At 61.3% G+C, this 24,262-nt stretch carries 21 protein-coding genes; 12 read left to right on the top strand and 9 right to left on the bottom strand.

What is annotated here, in order from left to right:
- The first annotated feature begins 11 nt into the window (after nucleotides 1-11).
- The 5 genes from cheZ (at nucleotide 12) to C0V76_RS11315 (ending at nucleotide 6,413) form a co-directional block, all read left to right on the top strand.
- Nucleotides 12-908, top strand: coding sequence for a protein phosphatase CheZ (gene cheZ / locus C0V76_RS11295; RefSeq protein WP_101942505.1), 897 nt, complete (start codon nucleotides 12-14; stop codon nucleotides 906-908).
- A gap of 62 nt (nucleotides 909-970) precedes the next feature.
- Complete coding sequence (locus tag C0V76_RS11300) at nucleotides 971-2,899, top strand: chemotaxis protein CheA (protein WP_173893989.1); 1,929 nt, start codon at nucleotides 971-973, stop codon at nucleotides 2,897-2,899.
- Nucleotides 2,900-3,040: 141 nt separating this feature from the next.
- Nucleotides 3,041-4,306, top strand: coding sequence for an RsmB/NOP family class I SAM-dependent RNA methyltransferase (locus C0V76_RS11305; protein ID WP_101942506.1), 1,266 nt, complete (start codon nucleotides 3,041-3,043; stop codon nucleotides 4,304-4,306).
- A 12-nt stretch (nucleotides 4,307-4,318) separates the two neighbouring features.
- A complete protein-coding gene (locus C0V76_RS11310) occupies nucleotides 4,319-5,557 on the top strand; it encodes a mechanosensitive ion channel family protein (RefSeq protein WP_101942507.1) in 1,239 nt (412 codons plus the stop codon).
- 25 nt (nucleotides 5,558-5,582) lie between these two features.
- Nucleotides 5,583-6,413, top strand: coding sequence for a mechanosensitive ion channel family protein (locus tag C0V76_RS11315; protein ID WP_101942508.1), 831 nt, complete (start codon nucleotides 5,583-5,585; stop codon nucleotides 6,411-6,413).
- A gap of 72 nt (nucleotides 6,414-6,485) precedes the next feature.
- On the opposite strand, the gene leuA is transcribed toward C0V76_RS11315, so the two are convergent.
- Complete coding sequence (gene leuA, locus C0V76_RS11320) at nucleotides 6,486-8,129, bottom strand: 2-isopropylmalate synthase (protein ID WP_101942780.1); 1,644 nt, start codon at nucleotides 8,127-8,129, stop codon at nucleotides 6,486-6,488.
- A 210-nt stretch (nucleotides 8,130-8,339) separates the two neighbouring features.
- Entirely contained in the window at nucleotides 8,340-8,480 is a 141-nt protein-coding gene (locus C0V76_RS19915) for a hypothetical protein (protein WP_158239222.1), read from the bottom strand.
- 131 nt (nucleotides 8,481-8,611) lie between these two features.
- On the opposite strand from C0V76_RS19915, the gene C0V76_RS11325 reads away from it, so the two are divergent.
- From C0V76_RS11325 to C0V76_RS11345, 5 genes are all read left to right on the top strand, one after another.
- Nucleotides 8,612-9,067 (top strand): MarR family winged helix-turn-helix transcriptional regulator, encoded by a 456-nt coding sequence (locus tag C0V76_RS11325; RefSeq protein WP_101942509.1) that lies wholly within the window; start codon nucleotides 8,612-8,614, stop codon nucleotides 9,065-9,067.
- Nucleotides 9,064-10,149, top strand: coding sequence for an HlyD family secretion protein (locus C0V76_RS11330; RefSeq protein ID WP_101942510.1), 1,086 nt, complete (start codon nucleotides 9,064-9,066; stop codon nucleotides 10,147-10,149). Before C0V76_RS11325 ends, C0V76_RS11330 begins: the two co-directional genes overlap by 4 nt.
- Before the next feature lie 25 nt (nucleotides 10,150-10,174).
- A complete protein-coding gene (locus C0V76_RS11335; protein WP_101942511.1) occupies nucleotides 10,175-11,695 on the top strand; it encodes a DHA2 family efflux MFS transporter permease subunit in 1,521 nt (506 codons plus the stop codon).
- Nucleotides 11,696-11,780: 85 nt separating this feature from the next.
- Nucleotides 11,781-13,193 (top strand): MBOAT family protein, encoded by a 1,413-nt coding sequence (locus C0V76_RS11340; protein ID WP_101942512.1) that lies wholly within the window; start codon nucleotides 11,781-11,783, stop codon nucleotides 13,191-13,193.
- A 152-nt stretch (nucleotides 13,194-13,345) separates the two neighbouring features.
- On the top strand, nucleotides 13,346-14,389 hold the full coding sequence (locus C0V76_RS11345; protein WP_254048236.1) for a DUF459 domain-containing protein: 1,044 nt from the start codon (nucleotides 13,346-13,348) through the stop codon (nucleotides 14,387-14,389).
- Between the two features lie 15 nt (nucleotides 14,390-14,404).
- Here C0V76_RS11345 and C0V76_RS11350 read toward each other — a convergent pair whose 3' ends face one another.
- Nucleotides 14,405-15,463 (bottom strand): hypothetical protein, encoded by a 1,059-nt coding sequence (locus tag C0V76_RS11350; protein ID WP_101942514.1) that lies wholly within the window; start codon nucleotides 15,461-15,463, stop codon nucleotides 14,405-14,407.
- Between the two features lie 70 nt (nucleotides 15,464-15,533).
- Nucleotides 15,534-15,740, bottom strand: a complete 207-nt coding sequence (locus C0V76_RS11355) for a cold-shock protein (RefSeq protein ID WP_101942515.1) — start codon at nucleotides 15,738-15,740, stop codon at nucleotides 15,534-15,536.
- On the opposite strand from C0V76_RS11355, the gene C0V76_RS19655 reads away from it, so the two are divergent.
- Complete coding sequence (locus C0V76_RS19655; RefSeq protein ID WP_143707410.1) at nucleotides 15,739-16,017, top strand: hypothetical protein; 279 nt, start codon at nucleotides 15,739-15,741, stop codon at nucleotides 16,015-16,017. The genes C0V76_RS11355 and C0V76_RS19655 overlap by 2 nt on opposite strands.
- Here the strand turns inward: C0V76_RS19655 and rquA are convergent.
- Nucleotides 15,986-16,729 carry a rhodoquinone biosynthesis methyltransferase RquA gene (gene rquA / locus C0V76_RS11360; protein ID WP_216821721.1) on the bottom strand — a complete coding sequence of 248 codons (744 nt, stop codon included), beginning with the start codon at nucleotides 16,727-16,729 and terminating at the stop codon, nucleotides 15,986-15,988. The two genes, C0V76_RS19655 and rquA, sit on opposite strands and share 32 nt — an antisense overlap.
- 154 nt (nucleotides 16,730-16,883) lie before the next feature.
- Here rquA and C0V76_RS11365 point away from each other — a divergent pair, with 154 nt between their 5' ends.
- Complete coding sequence (locus C0V76_RS11365) at nucleotides 16,884-19,112, top strand: PhoX family phosphatase (protein ID WP_101942516.1); 2,229 nt, start codon at nucleotides 16,884-16,886, stop codon at nucleotides 19,110-19,112.
- Between the two features lie 47 nt (nucleotides 19,113-19,159).
- Here the strand turns inward: C0V76_RS11365 and C0V76_RS11370 are convergent, their stop codons facing one another.
- Genes C0V76_RS11370 through C0V76_RS11385 form a run of 4 tightly spaced genes read right to left on the bottom strand, consistent with a single transcriptional unit; the run spans nucleotide 19,160 to nucleotide 24,259 of the window.
- Nucleotides 19,160-21,631: an ATP-binding protein gene (locus tag C0V76_RS11370; RefSeq protein ID WP_101942517.1), complete on the bottom strand. Its 2,472-nt coding sequence runs from the start codon at nucleotides 21,629-21,631 to the stop codon at nucleotides 19,160-19,162.
- Nucleotides 21,628-22,644, bottom strand: a complete 1,017-nt coding sequence (locus C0V76_RS11375) for a TRAP transporter substrate-binding protein (protein WP_101942518.1) — start codon at nucleotides 22,642-22,644, stop codon at nucleotides 21,628-21,630. The genes C0V76_RS11370 and C0V76_RS11375 overlap by 4 nt, the downstream gene beginning before the upstream one ends.
- 17 nt (nucleotides 22,645-22,661) lie before the next feature.
- Nucleotides 22,662-23,447 carry a transporter substrate-binding domain-containing protein gene (locus C0V76_RS11380; RefSeq protein ID WP_101942519.1) on the bottom strand — a complete coding sequence of 262 codons (786 nt, stop codon included), beginning with the start codon at nucleotides 23,445-23,447 and terminating at the stop codon, nucleotides 22,662-22,664.
- Nucleotides 23,444-24,259: a transporter substrate-binding domain-containing protein gene (locus C0V76_RS11385; protein WP_101942520.1), complete on the bottom strand. Its 816-nt coding sequence runs from the start codon at nucleotides 24,257-24,259 to the stop codon at nucleotides 23,444-23,446. The genes C0V76_RS11380 and C0V76_RS11385 overlap by 4 nt, the downstream gene beginning before the upstream one ends.
- Nucleotides 24,260-24,262: the final 3 nt, after the last annotated feature.

The following is a 24,262-nucleotide window of genomic DNA, read 5'->3' on the forward strand; positions in this document are numbered from 1 at the left end:
GAGCCGATACCATGGCCAAACGGCTGAAAGCGGACGAATCTGGTGATAACGACGAACTGCAAGCGCTGTTCGATTCGATAACGGACACTGCCGAGCCGGCTGCGGCGCCGGTGAGCCCGGCGGTAGCGAAGGCAGTTGCACAGGTAGTCAAGGATGAAGGGGATTCTGATGACTTGCAGGCGCTGTTTGACAGTGTTGCGAGTGGTGGTGCGGCTGTCGCAGCCACACCGGCAGATCCGGTAGAGGACGCGGTCAATCTGAAGGAAGTGGTGGCGGCAGCGTCCAGCATGTCGCCAGAGGAGCGGCATCAGCAGGCTTTCCTGCAGATCGGACAGCTCACGCGCTTGCTGCACGACACCATCCGCCAGCTCGGTTATGACCGGATGCTGGAGGAGACCGCTGAGAAGCTGCCCGACGCACGCCAGCGCCTCTCCTATATCTCTCAGATGACTGAGCAGGCCGCTAGTCGCGTGCTGAATGCTACGGACATCGCTAAGCCGATTCAGGATCGCATCGAGACGCAATCCAGCGAGCTTGGTTCGCGCTGGTCGAAGCTCTACAACAAGGAACTGTCCGTGGCGGAATTCAAGCTGCTTGCCGCCGATACGCGCAGCTTCCTTGATCAGTCTGCGAAAGACAGCAAGATCGTCAACGAGCAGCTGCTTGAAATCATGATGGCGCAGGACTTCCAGGATCTTACTGGCCAGGTCATCAAGAAGATCGTGGACATGGCCAGCAAGATGGAGAACGGCCTGCTTAAGGTGCTGATCGACATCATGCCTGAGAGCAAGCGGGTGGCTGCCGAGGATGGTTTGCTCAATGGCCCGGTGGTCAATGCCGAAGGGCGCGAAGACGTAGTTACCAGCCAGGAACAGGTCGACGATCTGCTCGACAGCCTGGGGTTCTGAATGCCGGTCATTACATGTACCGGGCACAGGTTTGATTCATCAGCACACAACCGGAGTCAGCCATGAGCGATTTCGCGGGAATGGAAGATCTGTTGCAGGATTTCCTGATTGAAGCCGGGGATCTGCTGTCCGGGGTCGATAACAAGCTTGTCGACCTTGAGCGCAATCCCAATGATCTGCATCTGCTCAACGAGATCTTCAGGGGGTTCCACACCATCAAGGGTGGTGCGGGTTTCCTCAATGCAGCTGAACTGGTGACCCTGTGCCACCTGACAGAGAACCTGTTCGACAAGTTGCGAACGGGGGAACTGAAGGTCGGCCCCGAGATGCTGGACGTGATTCTCGGTGCCACTGCTGCCGTGCGTGCCATGTTCGGTGATCTTGAGCGTGGCCTGCAGCCTGCGCCGGCTGAGGCTCAGTTGCTCGAGCAACTCAAGCAGGCGCTGGCAGGAACCCTCTCCAGTGCTCCGGCTTCCGCCAAGCCTGTCGTTGCACCGGCGCCGATACCTGTAGCCAGCGTGCCAGTAGTGTCCTCCGGAGGTAATGATCCGGACTGGAATGCCTACTACCATGCGGTGACCGGTGTTACGCCGCCCGGTGAAGCGGGTTTGCCGGAGATTCCTGTTACGGCAACCGCGGAGGATCCTCACCTGAATGAAACGGTGGCAGCCGAAATCATTCAGGCTGCTGTGGGACGGCGTTCTACCGACAAGCCTGGTTATCAAGGCCCCCCGGGAGGGCGTCGTGATGGCGAGCGACAGCGCGACAACTCGATTCGCGTCGACACCTCGCGCCTTGATCAGGTGCTTAACCTCTCCGGTGAGATCGGTCTGACCAAGAACCGGCTTACGGCCTTGCGCAGTGACATTCTCAACGGCAAGAACGATACCGATACCCTGCATGCACTCGATCTGGCGGTGAGTCAGCTCGACTTGCTGGTTTCCGATCTGCAGAATGCGGTCATGAAGACGCGGATGCAGCCGGTGGGCCGCCTGTTCCAGAAGTATCCGCGGATTGCTCGAGATCTGGCCCGCTCGCTGGGTAAGGATGTCGAGATGATGCTGGCTGGCGAAGATACCGAGATCGACAAGACCATGATCGAGGATCTCTCCGACCCGATCATCCACCTGATCCGCAATGCAGTGGATCACGGCATCGAATTGCAAGCGGAGCGCATGTCCTGCGGCAAGCCGGAGAAATCCATCGTGCGCCTGGAGGCCCGTCAGGAGGGCGACCACATCGTGATCGTGGTTGCGGACGACGGGCGCGGCATGAGTGCGGAGCGTTTGCGCGCCAAGGCGCTGGAGAAAGGCCTCATCTCGGATGAAGAGGCCAACACCATGGATGAGCGGCAGAGCTTCAACCTCATCTTCCTGCCGGGCTTTTCGACTGCCAGTACCGTCTCTGACGTATCCGGTCGTGGCGTGGGCATGGACGTGGTACGCACCAACATCCAGAAACTGAATGGCTCCATCGAGATCAAGTCTGTGCTGGGCAAGGGCACCGAGTTCGTTATCTCACTGCCGCTGACTCTGGCCATCCTGCCGGTGCTGCTGGTCTGCCTCGAAGATCAACCTTTCGCGGTGCCGCTGTCGATGGTGCGTGAAATCCTGCCGATCGAGCCGAAGGAAGTCCAGGAGTTGGGTGGGCGCGCCACCATGGTGGTGCGCGGCGAGGTCCTGCCTATCGTCACGCTGGCTGCTTTGCTGGGCTGGCCGCAGGAGCGTGTGCCGGAGTATGGCGTACTGATGCAGTCGGCCGAACAGAGCTTCGTGCTGGCGATTGACTCCTTCGCCGGGCGTGAGGATGCGGTAATCAAGTCGCTGGACGATTTCCGGCCCAAGGGTGTGGCAGGTGTCACCACCTTGTCGAATGGCCAGATCGTGCTGATTCTGGACATGAAGGAACTTCTTGGCGGTATGGGCGAGCAGAAGGTGGCGACCCGTGCGCAGCTTCTGCTGGAGCATCGCCAGATCGCAGCTGCAGCCTGACAGGTCGGACCTGTCCGGACAGGGAGAAGGCGGGCTTGCCCGCCTTCTTTTTTGCCCGGGATTTGCGCGATCGCAGCGGATGCCGGGGGCGATGCGCATCGCGGTTGGCGGGAATGCGCGTACAAATGGGATAATCACGACATGAATACGAATATAACCTCCGCTCAACTGGACGCAGCCTCCGATGTGCTCGAAGACGTGCTGCGTTTCCAATCCCCCGCTGACAGCGTGCTGTCCGGTTTTTTCCGCGCCAACAAGAAGGCTGGCGCACGTGATCGTGCCTTCATTGCAGAGGCCGTGTACGGTGTGCTGCGCAATTTGCGCCAGCTGCAGGCCGTGGTGGGCGAATCAGTGCGTGCCCGCAAGCTCGTGCTGGCCTGGCTGATCCGTGTGGAAGGCTATTCGCAGCGCCACCTGAATCCGCTGCTGTCGAAGAACGAGTCAGACTGGATCATCGAAGTGAAGTCCACCGCCTGGACTGCAACGACGCTGGGCGAGCGAACCAATATGCCGGACTGGCTTGCGATGCGTCTTGAAGCTCAGTTTGGTGAAGAGAAACTGCTGGCTTTGTCCGCAGCTTTTAATCGCCCCGGTCCGCTGGATCTGCGCGTGAATCCGCTCAAGGCCGAGCGTGATGTTGTGCTGGCGCAGCTTGCCGCCGAAGGCATCGTGGCTACGGCGTGTACTTACTCGCCGCTGGGCATTCGTCTGGAGAGCAAGATTTCGCTGCAAAAGCATCCGCTCTTCCTCGACGGCAGCCTCGAAGTGCAGGACGAAGGCTCGCAGCTGCTGGGTTTCCTCGTGGCGCCCAAGCGTGGCGAGATGGTTACTGATTTCTGTGCTGGCGCGGGTGGCAAAACCCTGCTGCTGGGCGGGCTGATGCGCTCCACCGGCCGTCTGTATGCCTTCGATGTGTCCGAGAAGCGTTTGCAGAAAGCCAAGCCGCGTCTGGCGCGTGCGGGGTTGTCCAATGTCCATCCGGCCGCCATCGACCATGAAAACGATTCGCGCATCAAGCGTCTGGCCGGCAAGATGGATCGCGTGCTGGTTGATGCGCCGTGCAGTGGCTTCGGTACCTTGCGTCGTAACCCGGATCTGAAGTGGCGCCAGACTGAGCCCGGAGTGATCGAGCTTACCGAGAAGCAGGCTAGCATCCTTACTGCGGCCTCGAAACTGGTGAAAAAAGGTGGGCGTCTGGTGTATGCCACCTGCTCGCTGCTGGATGTCGAGAACGATGTGGTCGTGGATGCTTTCCTGGCAGCGCACCCGGAGTTCAAGCAGATTTCTGCCGCCGAAGTACTGGCTCAGCAGAAAGTTGTGCTGGATACCGGTGAGCGCTTGCGCCTCAATCCGCTGACGCATGGTACGGATGGCTTCTTTGCTGCTGTGTTCGAGCGCGTGGCTTGAGGATCGTCCTGAATGAATAGTTTGCTGGCCGACGTTCTGAGCCTGTTCCAGCAGCCGGCCGCGTTGCGCGAACTGGGCATGATTGGCGTGTTGCTGGTGACTGCGGCATTGTTCGCGCGCGGTGTGCGCGGGCAGATAAAAGGGAATGCCGCCGCGAGCGGCATGCGTCAACTGGCCTTCCCGCTGCTGGGGGGGCTGTTGTTGAGCATCATGCGCTTCGTGGCCCACCACAATGCTTGGCCCCTGCATTTCGTAGCGGTGGCGGTGCAATTGCTGTGGGCCATGGCGGGTATCCGTATGGCGGTGTTTGCCGTGCAGCATGCGTTCCCCAAAGCTCTCTGGGTTCGCAGTTTCGGGCGCAACATCGCCGCACTGGTATGGTGTGGCGTAGCGCTGGATCTGGTGGGTATCCTGCCTGAGATGATTGCCTGGCTGGATGGCTTTGTCATCCCGCTTGGCAAGAGCCACATCACGCTGTGGGGCGTTTTCCAGGGCGTAGCCTCGGTGTTCGGCTCACTGATTGTGGCGCTGTGGCTGGGTGGTGTGATCGAAGCGCGCTTGATGCAGGCCAGCGGGCTGGATTCGAGCGTGCAGGTGGTGCTCTCGCGGGTGGCCAAGGCGCTGCTGATCCTGGTCTCCATTCTGGTCGGTGTTGAACTGGTGGGGCTGGATCTCACCGCCCTCTCCGTGTTCAGTGGTGCGCTGGGCGTGGGTCTGGGCTTGGGCATGCAGAAGATCGCCAGCAACTATGTGTCTGGTTTCATCATCCTGCTCGATCGCTCGATCAAGATTGGCAACCTAATCCAAGTCGGCAACGAGCGCGGCGAGGTGCTTAACATCACTACGCGCTACACGGTGCTGCGAGCCCTGACTGGCGCGCATTTCATCGTGCCAAACGAGGTACTGGTCGGCTCGGTGGTGCAGAACGATTCCTTCGTGGATCCGAAGACCCGTGTGGCGGTGCAGGTTCAGGTCGCTTACGGAACCGACGTTGAGCGTGTCCTGCCTATCTTGGAAGAGATTGGAAGGAAGCCGGAACGTGTGAGGCAGGAGCCGGCGCCGCAAGCCTATCTGGTGTCGTTTGACGAGAGCGGCATGACGCTTGAGCTCGGTGTATGGATTGCGGATCCAGGTAGCGGTACGCTGGGTCTGCGCTCAGATCTGAACCGAGCCGTGTTACAGCGCTTCCGCGAGGAGGGCATCGAAATCCCCTTCCCGCAACGCGAAGTGCGCATGCTGAATCCGGCCTGATCCTCTAATTACAAGCCCCTTCCTGATGGATAAATCACTGGCCATGCTGGATCAGGTGCAGACGGTTGTCGTGACGCAGGCTGTCAGCTTTGGGCCCAAAGTGCTCGTTGCGGCGATCATCGTCGGTGCCGGTTTCTACGCCGGGCGCTGGGCCGGGAAGATGCTCAAGCGCTCGCTGATGCGCATGAAGCTCGAACCAGACCTTGAGCTGCTGCTAGTGCGTGTGATGCGTATCGCGGTGCTGGCGCTCTTTGGCGTGATCGCGCTGCAGAACCTGGGCGTACAGCTCCTGCCGCTGATTGCGGGGCTGGGCGTGGCTGGGGCCGGCATCGCACTGGCCATGCAGGGTCTGCTGTCCAATCTGGTTGCGGGTCTGACGATCATTTTTACCCATCCGTTCCGGATCGGAGAGTACATCAGCGTTGTTGGCGTGGAAGGTATCGTGAGCGACATCAGCCTCTTCAACACGGTGCTGACGCATGCCGACCAATCCCGCGTGGTGGTGCCCAATCGCAAGCTGGTCGGCGAAATCCTTCACAACTACGGCCATGTACGCCAGCTGGATCTGGGCTTGCAGGTTTCTTACGATTGCCAGCCTGCGAGCGTGTTGGCAATCGTACGTGAAGTGTTGCAGGCCAATCCTGCCGTGTTGGCCGAACCTGCTGCGGTCGTGCAGATTTCCGCGCTGGAAGACAACGGCATCCGGATTGCCGTGCGGCCGTGGGTGGCTGTCGGGGATGTAAGCCGGACCGGCGGCGAAATCAATCAGGCCTTGCTGGAAGTTCTGCGTGCCCGAGCAATCCGGCTGGCCCTGCCGCAGCGCGAAGTGCGTGTACTGGGTGCCGGGCAGGGCTGAAGTGCGCCAGGAATGTCGATTCCCAGAAGCCGGCTGAGGCAGCACCTCATGCCGGCTTTTTTGTGACCTGGTTCAGGCGGCCCGGTTGAGGGCCGAGATCAGTGCGCGCAGGGAAGCCTCAACGATGCTGGTCGAACTGCCCGCGCCGAACAGGGTGCCGGTGCGGCCCGGCACGGTGATCTCGACGAAGGCCATGGCGCGTGCATCCGAGCCGCTGCCAATCGAGCGTTCCTCGAAGCTGTGAATGGCGGCGGCTGAACCGAGGGCGTCCAGCGCGGCGGCCAAGGGGCCATTGCCTGTGCCGGCGAGGCAGCGCGCGTCGCCTTGCCATTCCACATCGAGCGTGATGCCGTGGCGCTCATGGCTCTCGTCGAGACGATGGTTCACGAGGCGCAGGGGCGATTCCGCTTCCAGATATGAGCGGGTGAACAAAGTCCAGATTTCGGCTGGCGTCATTTCGGCGCCCGTGTCGTCCATATGCTGCTGCACCACGCCCGAGAATTCGACGAGCATGCGGCGCGGCAAGGCGAGGCCGTAGGCAGTTTCGAGCAACCATGCGATGCCGCCCTTGCCGGACTGGCTGTTCACGCGGATCACCGAGTCATAGCTGCGGCCCAGATCGCGCGGGTCGATCGGCATGTAGGGCACTTCCCACAAGGCGTCGTCCTTCTGCACCGCGAAGCCTTTTTTGATCGCGTCCTGATGCGAGCCAGAGAAGGCGGTGAATACAAGATCGCCCACATAAGGGTGGCGCGGGTGGATCGGCAGGCGGGTGGATTCTTCGACGATGCGGGCGACTTCGTTGATGTTTGAGAAGTCGAGGCCCGGATCAATGCCTTGGGTGTAGAGGTTGAGTGCAAGCGTGACGAGATCCACGTTGCCGGTGCGCTCGCCATTGCCGAAGAGGCAGCCTTCGACGCGATCCGCGCCGGCCATCACGGCGAGCTCGGCGGCGGCCACTGCGGTGCCTCGGTCGTTATGCGGATGTACTGAAATGATCGTGGCGTTCCGTCGTGTGAGGTGGCGGCTCATCCACTCGATCTGGTCGGCATACACATTGGGCGTGGCGCCCTCCACGGTGGCCGGCAGGTTGAGGATCATCGGCCGCTCGGGCGTGGGCTGCCACACATCAGCGACGGCCTCGGAGATCTCGAGCGCGAAATCGAGTTCGGTGGAGCTGAACACTTCCGGGCTGTATTGGAATATCCATTCGGTTTCGGGGTGCTCGGCCGCGAGAGTTTTGATCTTCTTTGCGGCATTCACTGCGATCTCGATGCAGCCGGCGCGATCCACGCCGAATACAGTGCGGCGGAAGACCGGCGCAGTGGCGTTATACACGTGCACGATGGCGCGCCGTGCGCCCTTGAGGGATTCGAAGGTGCGCTCGATGAGATGGTCGCGGGCCTGGGTCAGCGCCTCGATGGTTACATCCTGCGGGATGCGGTCTTCCTCGATGAGGCGGCGCACGAAGTCGAAATCAGTTTGTGAGGCGGCCGGGAAGGCTACTTCGATTTCCTTCAGGCCCACGCGGCAGAGCATGGCGAAGAAGTCGATTTTGGTGTCGACCGACATCGGCTCGAAGAGGGCCTGATTGCCGTCGCGCAGATCGGTGCTCATCCAGATCGGGGCGCGGGTGATGGTCTTGCCCGGCCATTGGCGATTCGGAAGATTGATCGGGGCGAAGGCGGTGTACTTGCTGGACGGGCTTTTCAACATCGACATGATCTTTTTGCTCCATTGCTGTTTCGGGTGAGGGCGGTGGCCGAAACGGGAAAGCGGGCGGCCACGGCTTCGAGGCCCGCTATCCGGTGCGCAGTCGCAGCAGCAAGGAGTGAAGAGTCATGTCAAAAACCGTGATGGAGGCGTACAAAAGCACAGGGCCTGCGGGGTGCAGGAAGGTGAAGCGCAAAGCGAGGGGAGGGGGTCTTATCTGCGCGTGCGGCGCAGCAGACGCAGGTCTTGACGCAGACGCAGCGGTTGCAGGCGAGGAGCCTGACGCTGGCGATGGGCCATGAAGGCCAGACCAAGGGAGAGAAGCAGAGCGAGGGCGAACAAAAACGTAGCCATGACTGAACCATATCGCCTGCCACGCAGGCGCGTCAAGCGCGGCGCGATTGGATTTTGCAATCTGTTTGATTTGCTGGCTGGACAAATACATGGCCGTGCTTATCATAAGCAAAGCTTACTAATTATTTGCCATGACTCCTCAGGAAGAACGCCTTGGTTTTCTCGTCACCGACGTCGCCCGCTTGATGCGCCAGATCTTTGCTCAGCGAATCGATGGGGATGCCCTGACGCTGGCGCAGGCCCGCGCACTGGTGCAGATCGCACGTGAGGAGGGCTTGCGGCAGGTGGAGCTGGCCGAACGCCTGGATGTGCAGCCGATCACCCTGGCCCGCCTGCTCGATCAGCTAGAGGCGGAAGGGCTGGTCGAGCGTCGTGTCTGCCAGGCAGATCGGCGTGCTTACCGGCTCTATCTGTTGCCCGCCGCCGAGGCGCATTTGACGGAAATCCGCCAGCTTGGTGAGACCCTGCAAAACCATGCACTGCATGGCCTCGATGTGGCGCAGATCGAAGTCCTGTATTCCGCGCTGCGCATCATGCGCAGCAATCTGGCGCAATTGCGCCATCAGCAGAAAGATGATGTTTCATGAGTCAAGCCACTGAGTCCGTCACCGTTTCTTCCGCTACTTCACTGACACCGCAGGAGCGTGGACGGCGCACGAAACGCCTCGTGCTGCTGCTGGGCCTGCCCCTGCTGGCGGGCTGTGTCGCGCTGGTGATTTATCTGAAGGGTGGGCGCGCGGTCGAGACCGACAATGCCTACGTGAAGGCCGACAAGCTTTCGATCAGCGCCGAAGTGGCGGGGCCGGTGCAGGAAGTGCTGGTGCGTGAGAACGACGAGGTGAAGGCCGGCCAGCCGCTGTTCCGCCTTGATCCCGAGCCTTTTAACGTGGCGGTGGCCAAGGCGGATGCGAAGCTGGCGCAGGTGCGTACCGATCTGGCGGCCCTGAAGGCGGCCTATCGTGAGAAGCAGGCCGAGATCAACGTGGCACGCACGCGCGCCAGTTTTGCAGCCAAGGATCAACAGCGCCAGACCGATCTGGCCGCGAAGAATTTCATTCCGGTCTCCAAGCTGGATGACTCGCAGCAGACCGCCGCGCTGGCGTCGCAACAGGTGATTGCGCTGGAGCAGGATCTGCACCGGATTGCCGAAAGTCTCGGTGGCAGCGTGGATCTGCCGGTCGAGCGCCATCCGTCCTGGCTGGCTGCGCAGGCAGAGCTGGCGCAGGCACGACTGAACCTCTCTCGCATTGAGGTGAAGGCGCCTGTGGCCGGCACGGTCAGCAAGCTGCCCAAGCCGGGGCAATATCTGTCGGCCGGCACCACCGCGATGTCCCTGGTGGCCGGTGGTGAGTTGTGGATCGAGGCGAACTTCCCCGAAACCGATCTGACCCATGTGCATCCGGGGCAAGCTGTGCAGGTGAGCGTGGATACCTTTCCTGACCAGCACTGGCTGGGCATGGTGGACAGCCTTTCGCCCGCTACGGGGGCCGAGTTTTCGGTGATTCCGGCGCAGAACGCTACCGGAAACTGGGTCAAGATCGCCCAGCGCGTGCCGGTGCGCATCCGCATCGAGTCGCAGGCCGGGCAGCCCGCCTTGCGTGCAGGTCTGAGCGCCAACGTCGAGATCGAGACGGGTCACAAGCGTCGTCTGCTCGGCTTCACGCTCTGAACAAGTCGCGACCCCCTCGAAGAACATGAGCAGTAGCGCAGCACAGCCGGCGGCGCCGGAAACGACCCATCGCGGCCTGATCACCGTAGCGGTGATGCTCGCTACCATCATGCAGGCGCTGGATACCACCATCGCCAACGTGGCTCTGCCGCACATGCAGGGCGCGATGGGGGCGACGCAGGACCAGATCTCCTGGGTGTTGACCTCTTATATCGTTGCCTCAGCCATCTTTCTGCCACTGACAGGCTTTCTCGCCGCTCGTTTCGGGCGCAAGCGCCTGTTCCTGTGGTCGGTGGTGGGTTTCACGCTGACTTCCATGCTGTGCGGCGCTGCTCAGGATCTGACCCAGATCGTCGCCTTCCGCCTGTTGCAGGGCGTGTTCGGTGCGGCGCTGGTGCCGTTGTCGCAAGCAGTGATGCTGGATACCTATCCGCGCGAGAAAATCGGCGCGGCCATGGCGCTGTGGGGTATGGGCGTGATGATCGGGCCAATCCTTGGGCCGAGTCTCGGAGGCTGGCTGACCGAGTATTACAACTGGCGCTGGGTCTTCTACATTAATCTGCCCTTCGGCATTCTGGCCTGGCTGGGAATCGCGGCTTACGTGAAGGAAACACCGCTGGATCGAAGCCGGCGGTTCGATTTGCTCGGCTTCACGCTGCTGGCAGTCGCCCTTGGCGCGTTGCAGATGCTGTTGGACCGGGGCGAGTCGCTGGACTGGTTCAATAGTGCCGAGATCGTGATTGAGACCGGCCTTACCGTGCTGTGTGCCTATCTCTTCGTGGCCCACATCTTCACCCATGATCATCCTTTCATCGAGCCTGATCTGTTTCGCGATCGCAACCTGTCGATCGGCCTGATCTTTGTGTTCATCGTCGGTGTGTTGCTCCTGTCTACGATGGCCTTGCTGCCGCCTTTCATGCAGAACCTGATGGGCTATCCGGTGATCGACGTGGGCCTGCTGCTGGCGCCACGTGGCTTTGGCACCATGTTTGCAATGATGGTGGTCGGTAAGCTGGTTGGGCGCATCGATGCCCGGTTGCTGATTATTATTGGACTGGGGTTGACCGGTTTTTCGTTGTGGGAGATGACTCATTTCACGGTGGACGCGACCGGCTGGATGATCGTCAGCACCGGTGTCGTGCAGGGTATGGGTTTCGGTTTCATCTTCGTGCCCTTGTCCACACTGACCTTTTCCACCTTGGCCCAGCGCTACCGCACGGAAGGCACCGGGCTTTACAGCCTGATGCGCAACATTGGCAGCTCGATTGGCATCTCGGTTGTGACTACCGCGCTGGCGCAGAATGTGCAGGCCAATCATGCCGCGCTGGCGGGTTTCATCAATCCTTTCAGCGAGTCCTTGCGTCAGGCCGTGGAAGCGGGTGTGTACAACCTGTCGACGCCGGCCGGCCTCTACAGCCTCAATGCAGAGGTCACTCGCCAGGCCAGCACACTGGGCTACCTGCAGGACTTTCGCCTGATGATGTGGGTGACCGTGTTTGCCATGCCCCTAGTGCTCCTGTTGCGGCCGGTGGCACGCAAGTCCTGAAACGGAAAAGCTGGCTGGCCTGCTTGCGGGTCAGCCGGCTTTGGTAAGATGCCGCCTCGCTTCACCTTGCCCGCAAGCCCGCCGCATGCTGTTTCCCACCGTTGAATACGCGCTGTTTTTCCTGCTCTCGCTGGGGCTGGGTTGGGGCCTGCTGCGCTGGCACCGTGCCCACAAGCTGGTGTTGCTGGGGCTGAGCTATGTGTTTTACGGCTTTTGGGACTGGCACTTCGTGCCCATGCTGTTCGTGCTCTCGTGCTGGGCCTGGGCCTGCACGCGCGGCATCCAGAGCCGCAGCCTGCGCCGCCTCTGGCTGATCCTCGGCGTGACCGGCAGTCTGGGGCTGCTGGCGCACTACAAGTACAGCGCCTTCTTCCTCGAATCCCTGGTCGATCTGGCAGCACTCGCCGGCTTCAAGCTGGAGCTGGCGGTGTCCACGCCGATGCTGCCGCTGGGGATTTCCTTTATGACCTTCCACGCCATCTCGCTGATGATGGATGCGTGGCGCAGGAAGCTTGCCGACAAGGTCGATTTCGCCGATTCACTGCTGTACGTGGCCTTCTTTCCGCAACTGATAGCCGGCCCCATCCTGCGCGCTTCACACTTCCTGCCTCAGCTGAAAAAGCGCCCGGACCCCGCTCGCATCGAGACCGGTCGGGCCTTGCTGCTGATCGTGGCGGGCCTGTTCAAGAAGGTGGTGCTCGCCAACACCCTGGCGACTTTGCTGGTCGATGACGTGTTCGCGAATCCTGCCGCCATGAGTGCCAGCCAGGTGCTGCTGGGCATCTACGGTTACGCGGCCCAGATCTATTGCGATTTCTCGGGCTATACCGACATCGCCATCGGTTGCGCCTTGCTTTTGGGCTACCGTTTTCCGCTCAACTTCGATTCGCCCTACAAGGCCGCGTCGCCGCAAGAGTTCTGGCGACGTTGGCACATTTCGCTGTCCAGTTGGTTGCGCGACTATCTCTACATTCCGCTCGGAGGCTCACGCAAGGGCGCTTGGCGGACCCGTCTGAATCTCTTCGTCACCATGTTGCTGGGCGGGCTGTGGCACGGCGCAGCCTGGAACTTCGTGTTGTGGGGCGCCTGGCATGGTTTGCTACTGGCGGGGCATCGCCAATGGGAGGATTTCTGGGGGGCTCGCGCGGCGGACTGGCGACGTTCGGGGTGGTGGAAGTGGTGTGCCCGCCTGCTTTGTTTTAACGCCATCTGCCTGGGGTGGGTGTTGTTCCGTGCGGGCAGCCTGAGCGAGGCGCAAGCGGTGCTGGCACAGCTCTGGCAGGGGGAGTGGTCAATGAATCTACCGCTGGGGCCGCTGCTTTGTGCTGCGGCAGGCATCGGTCTGCAATATCTGCCGGAGCGTTTCGAGTTGCGTCTGCAGATTGGCGTTTTGCGCCTGCAGCCCTTGCTGCATGGTGCGGTGTTTGCGCTGGCCTTGGTGCTGATTGAAGTGTTGGGCCCTAGTGAGCCCGCCCCCTTCATCTATTTCCAGTTCTGAAATCGGCTCATGACCCCAGCGCGAGATAGTGATCGCAGCGCATGCGCTGCTCGAAATTCTGATCGACCAAACTACACTCCGGTTTCTCCCCAGTCCATCGCTGCGTTGAGCACTTCTTGCTACGCTTCATGAACAGATTTGAGTCAATCTTGATGCCACGCCGTTTCGACAAACTTCCGCGCATGTTTCTGACCCTGCTGGCCGCCATGCTGGTGGGGCTCGTGCTGGAGGCCGAAGGCCTCAAGGTATGGGCTGAGCGGCTCGAAGTCGGCCCGCTCCGCAGTGTGGCCGAGCCGGTGACACAGCTCTGGCACGAGACGGCCCAGGTGTTCGGTGCTGAGGTGCCGAGACGTCTGGCGCTGGCCGGCAAGGCGAGTTTGGCAGACGGTTTCAGTGGTCAGCCCACGCTTTTGGTACAGCGCGATACGCCGGAACCCGTCGTTCCCGCAGCGCTGCAGTCCGAGCCCGCTTCACCCATTGCGCAGGCCTCAGTGCCGCTTGCCGCCGCCTCAAAGCCTCTGGCTTCGGCAGCACCCGCCGTGCTGCGCCCGCTTGCTGCACCCTCCGGAACCCAGATCGTGCTGGCCGGGGATTCGATGATGGCCGTGGGGCTGGCCCCCACGCTGCGGCGCGGGCTTGGGGATGGCCAGAGTGTGCGCATCATCAAGGCCTATCGTTCTGGTACCGGCCTGGCTCGTCCGGAGGTGTTCGACTGGCTGGCGCAATATCCGCAGATGCTTGGCGAGACGCGTCCGGCCGTCGTGATCTGCTCGCTCGGTGCGAATGACGGGCAAAACGTGCAACTCGGCAAACAGGTGCTGGAGTTTGGTTCGCCCGAATGGGATGCCTTTTACCGCGCGCGCCTGACGGCCTACCTGGACCTTCTTACCCGGCACGACACCCGGGTGTTGTGGGTCGGCATGCCGGTGATGCGCGCGCCTTCCTTCGCACGCAAGATGCAGCACATGAATGCACTGGTGCAGGATGTGCTGAAGGCTTATCCGATGGTCAGCTGGCTGGATCCCAATCCTGCCCTTGGCCAGGAAAAGGGCAGCTTTGCGCAATTCCGCGCGAATGAGCGCGGCAAGCTGATCAAGCTGCGGGCGGATGATGGCATCCACATGACCGACGACGGAGCGCTCTTCCTGCTGCCCGGTATCCGCAGTTGGCTGGAGCAGCAATTGCCCTCGGCCTGAGGGTTTTCACTGCGCTCAGGAGCAGGGGTCTTCGATCTCGGCTTCCCTGTAGGGCTGGCCCCCCGGCCAGTAACCGAGGAAGCGGTTCTCGGCCGCTTTGCGGCTGAAGAGTTCGCTCGGGAACTCGCTGCCATCCACATAATCCAGAAGACGCATCGTGAGGCGCCAGTAACCGTAATAGTCCAGCAGATTCAGTGAGCCTGAAGGCTCGAACTCGCGGGTGCCGGCAATCTGCTCGGCAACCGGGCGGCGCGAATCCGGAAAGTCATAGCGGCTGTCTGGCGCACCGGGTGAGCCATGGCCGGCCGTGATGCGGCGTTCGCCGTCGCTGTCGGACGGGAACAGGATCAGATTGCGGCGACTGGAGGGTAAGTGACACAGGCGTTCAGCCAGCGCGCGCCCGGTTGGCACGCCGATGCTGGTGTCGGCCGCGCCGGTGGCGATCACCACTGGCAGATCAGCTGGTAGGCGTTCGACTGGGCCAATGATGCTTTGTGCGCGCTCGCCCTTTGCAACGTGATGGGCATCGCCGGGTGCCAGCAGGAGCAGGGCGCGCGGCGCGGGCAGACCGAAACTGGCTGGCTGCAGGGCGATGTTGAGGGAGATGCTGCTCCCCATCGAGAAGCCCCAGTAGAGCGTGCGACTGCGATCAATGAGGCGCGGATAGCGTTTCTCAGTTTCCGCCAGTGCGTTTGCCGCCGCTTGGGCGGCGAGGCGGGTGACGGCCTGTGGCGCGGTCTGGTCACCATCCTGATAGACCGGATAGATCAATACCGCACCACGGCGAACCACAAGATCAATCAGACCGCCGAAATTCTTCGGATTCATGCCCAGCCATCCGTGCTGAAAGAGTACCAGCGGCAGGCCACGCAGGCCGCTCGCGTCCGGCATGAACACATAGGCGCGGGCAGGGCCTTCGCCCACACTGAAAACCTGTACACCGGAGTGGATACGGCGTGTTTGCCAGGCTTCCGGGCTGTAGCGGGCTGCGAGTTCGGGTGAGGCTTTGGCTGGCGTGGCAAGGCTAAAGCCAAGCAGGATGAGCAGGGCGAGTGGCTTGAAGAATTGAGGCATGGTGCGTTATTCCGGTACAAACAAAAAAGCCCGGCAGGGCCGGGCTTTTCAGGCAATCAAGCGTCCGCGATTACTCTTCGGGACGGATGTTCGAAGCCTGCTTGCCCTTCGGGCCTTCCGTGATGTCGAAGGCGACACGCTGGTTTTCAGCCAGGGTACGGAAACCCTTGGACTGAATTGCGGAGAAGTGAGCGAAGAGGTCCTCGCCACCGCCGTCCGGCGTGATGAAGCCAAAACCCTTGGAGTCGTTGAACCACTTGACGGTACCAGTTGCCATGTTTGAAGCGTCCAGAAAAAAAGTACAAAAAACCGGGCCGGGCCCGGCATGGACGAGAATCAAGGAGGAAGGGGATTACTACTGGCGCGCCGCAAGTAGCGGGCACTGCGATAAAACCACTGCAACACTGCTTGAAAATCGTGTCCGGGACTATGGAGATTTTGAAACTGCTTGGCAAGCGTTTTTTCGCGCCCGGCAGATCAATGGCTCCTACTTGCCCGCTTGGGCAGAAAGCTGGGCTGGCCTCATGATTGAGGGGGTTTCCGGCGCACGCTGACGATCTGGTATACCCCGCCGAAGATGCTTTCCTTATGCCAGCTGAAATCAGCGGCTTGGGATGCGAAATGCGAGATCTCGTGATTCCACAGTGCTTCGGCAAAAGGCTCGAGCAGGCGGTTGACCCATTTGAGGATGTAACGGACAGGTTGCCAGCGAGCGGGGCGGTGGTAATCGACGAACAATACTTCGCCATGCTCAGGCATCTGCGCCAGCATGTTGTCGACGATGCGGCGTTTCCAGTCATCCGGTACTTCGTGCAGCAGGAAAAAACTGCAGATCAGATCGTAAGGACGGCCGTCTCCATGATGCAGGGCTGCATCCTGGCGGATCACGCGCGCCCAGGGCAGGGTGCCGATCTTGCGTTTACCGTGGGCGATCTGGATCGGCGTGATGTCGGTCAGGTGGAAGGCGCCCTGGCTGCCAGTGCGTTGCGCCGCCAGCTCAACCAGATCGCCGTACACGTGCGCCACTTGCCAGACCCGCATGCCAGGCTGAATGCGAGAGAGATAGCGACGCATCAGTCGGCGATCGTTACCGAATAGCAGAGTCTTGACCACGAGATTGTGATCAAGCCAGCGCACCCAGGCCGGGTCGACATAGGCCCAGTCATAGACATCGGTCATGTAACTCGGCATTTCGGGAGAGGCTGGCGGGATGTGGCGGGGGCTTGCTGCATCCCGCTCGGCTGTTTCATAGGTGGTATCGATCATAGCGTGAAACCTGTTGCGAACCCGGGAAACGATAGCAGCGGCTAATGAATACAGTCTTGCGCTGGACCAAATCCGGCTGACTCCGGGCTTCATCTGCCTGAAACATGTGGGCCATAGCATCCGCCCGGTTTCAACCCGAACAAAACAGAGAGCCATGAACAAACCTGCAGAACACATTTCGCCGCTGGATCCGGATGACATTGGTTTTAACACCTCTGGCAATGAACACATTCAGGACGTGCTGGGTGCCCGCCGTTCCTTTCTGAAGGGCAGCGCCGGAGCCGCGGTTGCTTCGCTCTTTGGCAGCCTCGGGCTGGCTGCCTGTGGTGGCGGTAGTTCCACCTCGGAAGCGGCTGCCGCTGTCGTCAGTTCTTCGTCCTCTGCCGCTTCCTCGGCAGCTGCCAGTTCTGCTGCAGCGAGCTCTGCGACCACCAGCCTGCTGGGTTTCACACCGGTGGCCAAGAGCTTGGCGGATGTGTTCACCGTGCCGAGTGGCTATACCGCCACGGTGATCTATGCGCTGGGCGATCCGCTCAGCGCTGCGACGCCTGCGTTCAAGAACGATGGCACGGATAGCGATTTCGAAAATCGTGCTGGCGACTGCCATGACGGTATGGAGTATTTCGGCCTTTCGGCTGCGGGCCTGCCGGATCAGAGCAGCAGTGATCGCGGCCTGCTGGCCATGAATCACGAATACATCAACCAGACTTTCCTGCATGCCAGTGGCCCGACCTCGGGCACGCGCCCGGCCGCCGAGGTGGACAAGGAAGTGGCGGCACACGGTGTCTCCGTGGTCGAGATCAAGAAAACAGGGGGCAAGTTCGCGACCGTGCAGTCCTCTTCTTTCAATCGTCGTGTCACTGGCCTGACCGAGATCGAGATTGCTGGCCCGGCTGCGGGCCATGCCCTGTTGAAGACGAAGTTTTCGCTCGACGGCAAGAAGACGCGTGGCACGCTGAACAATTGCGGCACCGGCAAGACTCCCTGGGGCACGCTGCTGACGGGCGAGGAGAACTGGTCCGGTTACTTCAAGCGCGCCAGCGGCGATGATGCCCTGCGTGACGCGAAGAGCGTGACTTCGCTCAACCGTTACGGCCGCAAGCAGAACACCAGCAGCCGTTATGGCTGGGAAACCGCGGGGGCGGACGACAAATATGCTCGCTGGAACATCAGCGTCACGGGTAGTTCTACCGATGGTTCGGATGACTATCGCAACGAGCTCAATGGCCAGGGCTACATCACGGAAATCGACCCCTACAGCAAGAGCGCGGTGGTACGCAAACGCACGGCGCTGGGGCGCTTCAATCATGAGGCAGCGGCTGTTTCGAAGCCTGTCGCAGGCAAGCCTCTGGCGGTATATATGGGCGACGATGCCCAGAACGAGTACGTCTACAAATTCGTGTCGGCCGCCAACTGGGATGCTGCGGATGCAAACCCGCTGGACCGCATTGCTACCGGTGACAAGTACCTGAACAACGGCACCCTGTACGTGGCGAAGTTCAATGCTGATGGTTCGGGCAACTGGCTCGAACTGTCGCTTGGCAACAGCACCGTCAAGAACTACGCGACTTACGCGTTTGCAGATCTGGGCGATGTGGTGATCAACGCTCGTCTGGCGGCGGATGCGGTCGGCGCGACGAAGATGGACCGCCCCGAATGGTGCTCGGTGAATCCGGCCAACGGTGAGATCTACTTCACCATGACCAACAACACGAGCCGTACGGCCGCCACAGTGGATGCGGCCAACCCGCGCGCCTATACCGATACCAAGGGGGCCTCGACGACGCAGAACGGCAACGTCAACGGTCACATCATCCGCATTGCTGAAAGTTCGGCCAATCCGGCTGCCACGAGCTTCAAGTGGGATGTGTATGCCTTTGGTGCCGAAGCGACTGCGGCGGCGGGCGTGAATCTTTCCGGTCTGGATGACAGCAATGACTTCTCCAGCCCGGATGGCCTCGGTTTCACTCAGAGCAGCGGCATCTGCTGGATCCAGACCGATGACGGCGCCTATACGGATGTCACCAACTGCATGATGCTGGCGGCATTGCCGGGCACGGTGGGTGATGGCGGTGATGTGAGCGTCACCAGTGGCAGCACCACGCTTACGACCAAGATGGGTGCCAAACCGGGTACCAAGCTCAAGCGCTTTCTGGTCGGCCCCTACGATCAGGAGATCACCGGGGTATGCGAGAGCCCGGATGGCAAGACCCTGTTCGTGAATGTGCAGCACCCGGGGGAAGGCTCTGTCGTGGCCAATATCGCGGATCCGAGCAAGTACACCAGCCAGTGGCCCAGCAACGCGGGCTATGGTGCTGGCAAGCGTCCGCGCTCGGCGACCGTGATGATCACCCGCAATGACGGCGGCCTGATCGGTTCCTGATCGCAAGCGCTGGTGCAAAGCCGGAGCCTGTATGGGCTCCGGCTTTTTTATTGGTTCGGCGGGCGGAAATCGAGTGCTGTGGCAGTCGCGGGGGCGCCGTGCACATTGATGACATCTTCGTCTGTCAGAGGGGCGACGAGTGGAATGTGGATGTAGAAACAGGTGCCGCCACCAGGTGAGCTGATGAGCTGGATCTGGCCACCGAGCAGGCTGGTGACGATGTTGTAGACGATGTAGAGCCCGAGGCCGCTGCCGCCCTGGCCGAGGCGGGTGGTGAAGAAGGGGTCGAAGACGCGGCTCTGTTTCTCTGGCGGGATGCCAATGCCGTTGTCGGAGAGCATCAGCACGATTTCATGATCGCCCGTCTGGCTGGCCGAAATGATGATTTCGCCGCTCTCGCCCGGTTTGAAGGCGTGCACGGTGGAGTTGGTCACGATATTGCTCACCACCTGATCCAGTGGCCCAGGGTAGCTGTTCAGGCGCAAACCTTCAGGAATGTCGATGGTGATGCCGTGATGTTGTTTGCGCAGGCCCGGTGCGAGTGTTGCTACTACTTCCTGCACGGTCTGGAGAAGATCGAACTCGCGCCGCTGGGCACTGGTCTGGTCGACGGCCACCTGCTTGAAGTTGGACACGAGGGTCACGGCGCGCTCGGCGTTGCGCTCGATCAGCCGGCAGCCCTCTTCGCACACATGCATGAACTCCGCGAGATCCGAGCGGCGCAAGCCGCCAGCTTCGACCAGTTTCTGGATTTCGTGTACCTGGTCGCGCAAGGAACTTGCCGCAACCAGTGCATTGCCCAGTGGGGTATTGAGTTCGTGGGCAACGCCTGCTACCAGATTGCCCAGCGAGGCCAGCTTCTCGCTCTGTACGAGCTGCTCCATGGCCTGCGAGAGCTGCTCGTTGGAGCGTTGCAGTTCGGCGGTGCGCTCGGCGACGCGCTGCTCCAGCGTCTGGTTGAGGCGTCGCACCTCGGCTTCGGTGGCTTTCTGCGCCGAGATGTCCTTGGCCGTGCCGCGGTAGCCGCGAAATTCGCCTTTCAGCCCGAGGATAGGCTCACCGCTGGCCAGCAGATGGATGACCTTGTTGTCCGGCAGAAGCAGCGCGAACTCGAAGTCGCGGAAGGCCTGATGAGCCTCCACCGTGCGCCGATGGGCCTGCCACTCCTCGCGGTAGCCGCTGATGCGGGGGTTTTCCCAGGCACGGATGCCCAGCGAGAGAACGTTGCGGGCTAGCAGATCACCGGCGCGCTGGCCCGAGAAGGCGGTGTACTGGCACAGCTCGTTCTGTTCCCAGAAGAAGTCGCTGGACATGTCCGACAGCGAGCGGAAGCGCCCCTCGCTGTCACGCAGGGCCTGCTCGGCGAGCTGGCGTTGCTGCGAGCTCTGGCGAAAGTCGCGCAAAGCGCCGGCCAGACGCCCCAGCTCGTTGCTGCCTACATCCGGTACCTGCGGGCTGAAATCGCCACCCGAGAAGGCTTCCACGGTGCGTAACAGGGCCGCGAGTGGCTCGCGGATGGAGCGTGCCACGAGGGTGCCGAAAAGCAGGGTGATTGCGATTACCAGCAAGCCGAGCAGGATGGCAATGCTGTTGATGAAGGCCAGCCTGCGGGTGTAGTCGGTCCGCAAGGCTTGCTCGATACCGGCGTAACGGCTGTCGATCGAGCGTGCGGCACTGGCGATCACCGACTGGCTGGCCTCGATCTTGTGTTCCATGATGTTGGCGCGGTTGGCGTAAGCGCGTTGCAGGCTGCCGAGCCCGGAGATCATGGTGTGGACGCGGGCCTTGAGCTCCTGCAGGGCGCGTCGCTCGATATCGGTATCGGCGAGCGGTTCGAGCACCGGCGCCAGCTGAGCGACGCGCTCAAGCGAAGTGCGGGTGGCGAGGCTGATATGAGTCTCGCGTTTGGCGTAGTAGGCGTTCATCTTCAGCAGCGAGTCGTTGAAGGCCTGGATCAGCGACAGCGATGCCGGCCCGATCAGGGTCTGTCCTTTGCGCTGGGTGCTGCTGTTGAGCACCATGGTGAGCAGGCCCGCCGCTTGCTGGCTGGGCTCGAGCAGCTGGGTCTGGTAGGTCTGATCGATCTCGGTGTTGATCTTCTTGAGCTCGTAGTAGCCCGTCATGAAGGTCTGCAGGGCATTGCGCAGCAGGGTGACGCTTTCGGCGTAGTCGCTTTTCTCGCGGGCCTTGGTGTTCAGCTCGATGAATAGTTGTTCGGTGCTGCGATCGATCTGGTGCATCAGCTCATCATCGGAGGAGCCCAGGTATTGCCGGATGCCGGCCTGCAGGCGCGCGGTTTCGGTATTGAAGTGTTGCAACTGGCGTTGCTGCGTGTTGAGTTGCTCGATGGCATTGAAGTAGCCGTCCTTCACGATGCTGCTGAGCAGGCTCAGCAGCAATAGCAGCAGCAGCCCGCCCACATTGAGCAGGGTCAGGTATTGCAGGCGGCGCTGGATGGGCGTGGCACGCAGCCAGACCTGCAAACGTTCGCGAAGTTTATCGGCGATCGGGAGCGTCATTTGACGGCGCGTATCCTCTTGATCAGATCCTGTTGTGGCGGGCTGCCCGTGAATTGAGCGTACAGGGGCTGTACGGCTTCGGCAAACCGGGCCAGCTGCTCGCGTGGCAATTCGACGAATTTCACACCAGCGAGGCGCAGGGTGGCTTCAACCCGCTCCTCGCGCTGCTGCCACATGTCGCGCATCATCGGTACCGATTCTGTGGCCGCGGTCCTCAGCAGGGCTTGCTCAGTGGGCGTGAGCTTGTCCCAGCTGATCCGGGAGACGACGAGGACGTCAGGCGTCATGGTGTGACGGCTGAAGGTGTAATAGGGCGCGTGCTTGTAATGCTCGGTGCTGGAGTAGGACGGCAGGTTGTTTTCGGCCGCGCTGATCAGTCCGTTGCTGAGTGCGTTGCCGGTTTGCGAGAAGGGCAGCTTGACCGGCTTGGCCCCCAGCTTTTCGAACACCGCCATCGACAGATCTGAGGGCTGAACCCTGATTTCCAGATCCTTCAGGTCTTCCAGGCGTTGAACGGGTTTCTTGCTGGAGTACAGGTTGCGGGTGCCTGAATCGTAGAAGGCCAGGCCGATGAGGCCGTATGTACGCAATGAGTCCAGCACTTCGCGGCCGATCGGGCCGTCCAGCACCTTGTGCTGATGCTCGCTGTCACGGAACAGATAGGGCAGCGAGAGCACTCGTGTCAGTGGAGAAAGCCCGTCCAGTGCCTGCGCGCTGATCCGGTTCATATCCAGCTCGCCGCTCTGCACCAGGCGCAGCAGCGGGGCCTCGTCACCGAGCAGGCCAGACGGGAAGACCTGGATGGCGAGCTTGCCGGCACTGTTTCTGCTCACTCGTTGGTGCATGAAGAGCATGGCCTGGACGGTTGGATAGTCTTCCGGATGAACATCCGCAGCGCGCAAGCTGCGCACGCCACCGGTGTTTTCCAGCGCCTGCAGCGTCGGGCTGGCGAAGAGGCAGGCCAGGAGCAGGCTGGTGAGCAGGTGTTGGAGGCTGCAGGTGGGCAGGCGCATGGGCAGAGAGTCCTTGGTCAGCGGATGGCAGGACGCAGTTCGGCAGGAAGATCGCGCTGATGGTGGCGGCGATAGATGTGGTTCAGGCTGCCGTCACGCAGACGGTTGCCTAGCCAGCCATTGACCTGTTCGCGGAGTGCTTTCTCCTGCCGTGGCAGCCCGATGGCGAGATCGAACTCTTTTTGCACGAATTTTTCCTCAAACAGCGCCTTGCCGGCTTCGCGGTTGATTTCGTCAAGCACGGCGTACTGACTCGAAAAGATGTCGACCTTGCCTTTGACGGCCGCTGCGATCAGCTGGGCGTCGCTGTCGAACCCCTGGATGACAGACTGTCCGGCGTATTGAGCAAGGAGGGCGGCGTTTGAGCTCTTCAGGGTTACGCCGATACGCTTGCCGGCGAGGTCCGGATAGCTGCTGATGGTTTGTCTCGGATGAGCGGCGATGATGGTGTAGAGGCGTGCGTAAGGGATCGAGAAGCTGATCTGCTGTTCCCGCTCGGGGGTGATCGAGAGACTGGAAATCACCATGTCCACTTTGCGGGCTTCCACCGCGCTGACCCGCTCCGCATTGCTTAGCGCAACAATCTGCAACTCCAGCCCCCAGTCGCGTGCCAGCAGGCGTGCCGTGTCAACATCCGAGCCTTGCAGGCTCTGCTGCGCGTCCAGATAGCTGAAGCGGGGGACGCCAACGGCGATGCCTACCTTGAGCTTGCCAGCCTGGCGAATCTCGCTCAGCAGATCGGCCCGGCCAGGGCTGCTGAGCAGCAAGGTGAGGGCACCGAGCAGGACAAGGCTTTTCTTCATGGCAGGGTTTTTCCTTTCGGCCGCACCGGCACGATCGAGGCGGGCAGCGCATGGCCGTGGTATTTGCGGTAAACGGTGTCAAGACTGCCGTCCTGAAGTCGGCTGACCACCCAAGCATTCACCCAGTCACGCAAGGGCTTCTCGCCCTTGGGCAGGCCGATGGCGATATCGAATTCCATCTGGGTGAAGTGCACTTGCAAGGGCTGGCGGGGTTTTAGGGTGTTTGTCTTTTCGACGATGCTTGCCGGGGCTGACATGATGTCGAAATCTCCGGCCAGGTAGGCCTCGGCGAGGCGGTCATTCTCCGGGTATTCGATGATCCGGGCGCCTGGGGCATTACTGCGCAGGTGTGCGAGGTTGGAGCTGGCCGCCAGGGCGCCCACCGTCTTGCCGTTCAGATCCAGCACCGATGAGAGATGCATTTTTGCCGGCGCGGCGATGACGACGGCGATGGTGGCGTAAGGCACGGAGAAGGCAATCAGGCGCTCGCGTTCTGGGGTGATCGAGAGTGCTGAGAGCACCAGGTCTGCACGCCGCTCCTGCAACACGCTGATACGTTCCGCGTTGCCAATGGATACGAGTTCCAGGCGTGCGCCTAGGTCCTGTGCCAGCAATGCGGCTGTTTCGGGGTCGGAGCCGGTCAGCTTGCCCTGTGCCGTATGGAAATTGAAAGGTGGCACCTCCCCGGCAATGGCAATCCGGACTCGCCCGCTGGAGCGGATATCCGCCAGCAATTCTCCCCTGGCGGGCAAGGTGTTCAGCAGGCTCAGACAGCTCAGGACAATGCTGAAAATTATGTGCGGGCAGTGCATGGC

It is taken from the genome of Uliginosibacterium sp. TH139 (genome assembly GCF_002855595.1).
Taxonomy (GTDB): domain Bacteria; phylum Pseudomonadota; class Gammaproteobacteria; order Burkholderiales; family Rhodocyclaceae; genus Uliginosibacterium; species Uliginosibacterium aquaticum.

Excerpts from the sequence above, each read along its gene's own strand:
- cheZ (WP_101942505.1), top strand. The coding sequence starts at position 12 with ATGGCCAAACGGCTGAAAGCGGACGAATCTGGTGATAACGACGAACTG.
- C0V76_RS11300 (WP_173893989.1), top strand. The coding sequence starts at position 971 with ATGAGCGATTTCGCGGGAATGGAAGATCTGTTGCAGGATTTCCTGATT.
- C0V76_RS11305 (WP_101942506.1), top strand. The coding sequence starts at position 3,041 with ATGAATACGAATATAACCTCCGCTCAACTGGACGCAGCCTCCGATGTG.
- C0V76_RS11310 (WP_101942507.1), top strand. The coding sequence starts at position 4,319 with ATGAATAGTTTGCTGGCCGACGTTCTGAGCCTGTTCCAGCAGCCGGCC.
- C0V76_RS11315 (WP_101942508.1), top strand. The coding sequence starts at position 5,583 with ATGGATAAATCACTGGCCATGCTGGATCAGGTGCAGACGGTTGTCGTG.
- leuA (WP_101942780.1), bottom strand. The coding sequence starts at position 8,129 with ATGTTGAAAAGCCCGTCCAGCAAGTACACCGCCTTCGCCCCGATCAAT.
- C0V76_RS19915 (WP_158239222.1), bottom strand. The coding sequence starts at position 8,480 with ATGGCTACGTTTTTGTTCGCCCTCGCTCTGCTTCTCTCCCTTGGTCTG.
- C0V76_RS11325 (WP_101942509.1), top strand. The coding sequence starts at position 8,612 with ATGACTCCTCAGGAAGAACGCCTTGGTTTTCTCGTCACCGACGTCGCC.
- C0V76_RS11330 (WP_101942510.1), top strand. The coding sequence starts at position 9,064 with ATGAGTCAAGCCACTGAGTCCGTCACCGTTTCTTCCGCTACTTCACTG.
- C0V76_RS11335 (WP_101942511.1), top strand. The coding sequence starts at position 10,175 with ATGAGCAGTAGCGCAGCACAGCCGGCGGCGCCGGAAACGACCCATCGC.
- C0V76_RS11340 (WP_101942512.1), top strand. The coding sequence starts at position 11,781 with ATGCTGTTTCCCACCGTTGAATACGCGCTGTTTTTCCTGCTCTCGCTG.
- C0V76_RS11345 (WP_254048236.1), top strand. The coding sequence starts at position 13,346 with ATGCCACGCCGTTTCGACAAACTTCCGCGCATGTTTCTGACCCTGCTG.
- C0V76_RS11350 (WP_101942514.1), bottom strand. The coding sequence starts at position 15,463 with ATGCCTCAATTCTTCAAGCCACTCGCCCTGCTCATCCTGCTTGGCTTT.
- C0V76_RS19655 (WP_143707410.1), top strand. The coding sequence starts at position 15,739 with ATGTTTGAAGCGTCCAGAAAAAAAGTACAAAAAACCGGGCCGGGCCCG.
- C0V76_RS11355 (WP_101942515.1), bottom strand. The coding sequence starts at position 15,740 with ATGGCAACTGGTACCGTCAAGTGGTTCAACGACTCCAAGGGTTTTGGC.
- rquA (WP_216821721.1), bottom strand. The coding sequence starts at position 16,729 with ATGATCGATACCACCTATGAAACAGCCGAGCGGGATGCAGCAAGCCCC.
- C0V76_RS11365 (WP_101942516.1), top strand. The coding sequence starts at position 16,884 with ATGAACAAACCTGCAGAACACATTTCGCCGCTGGATCCGGATGACATT.
- C0V76_RS11370 (WP_101942517.1), bottom strand. The coding sequence starts at position 21,631 with ATGACGCTCCCGATCGCCGATAAACTTCGCGAACGTTTGCAGGTCTGG.
- C0V76_RS11375 (WP_101942518.1), bottom strand. The coding sequence starts at position 22,644 with ATGCGCCTGCCCACCTGCAGCCTCCAACACCTGCTCACCAGCCTGCTC.
- C0V76_RS11380 (WP_101942519.1), bottom strand. The coding sequence starts at position 23,447 with ATGAAGAAAAGCCTTGTCCTGCTCGGTGCCCTCACCTTGCTGCTCAGC.
- C0V76_RS11385 (WP_101942520.1), bottom strand. The coding sequence starts at position 24,259 with ATGCACTGCCCGCACATAATTTTCAGCATTGTCCTGAGCTGTCTGAGC.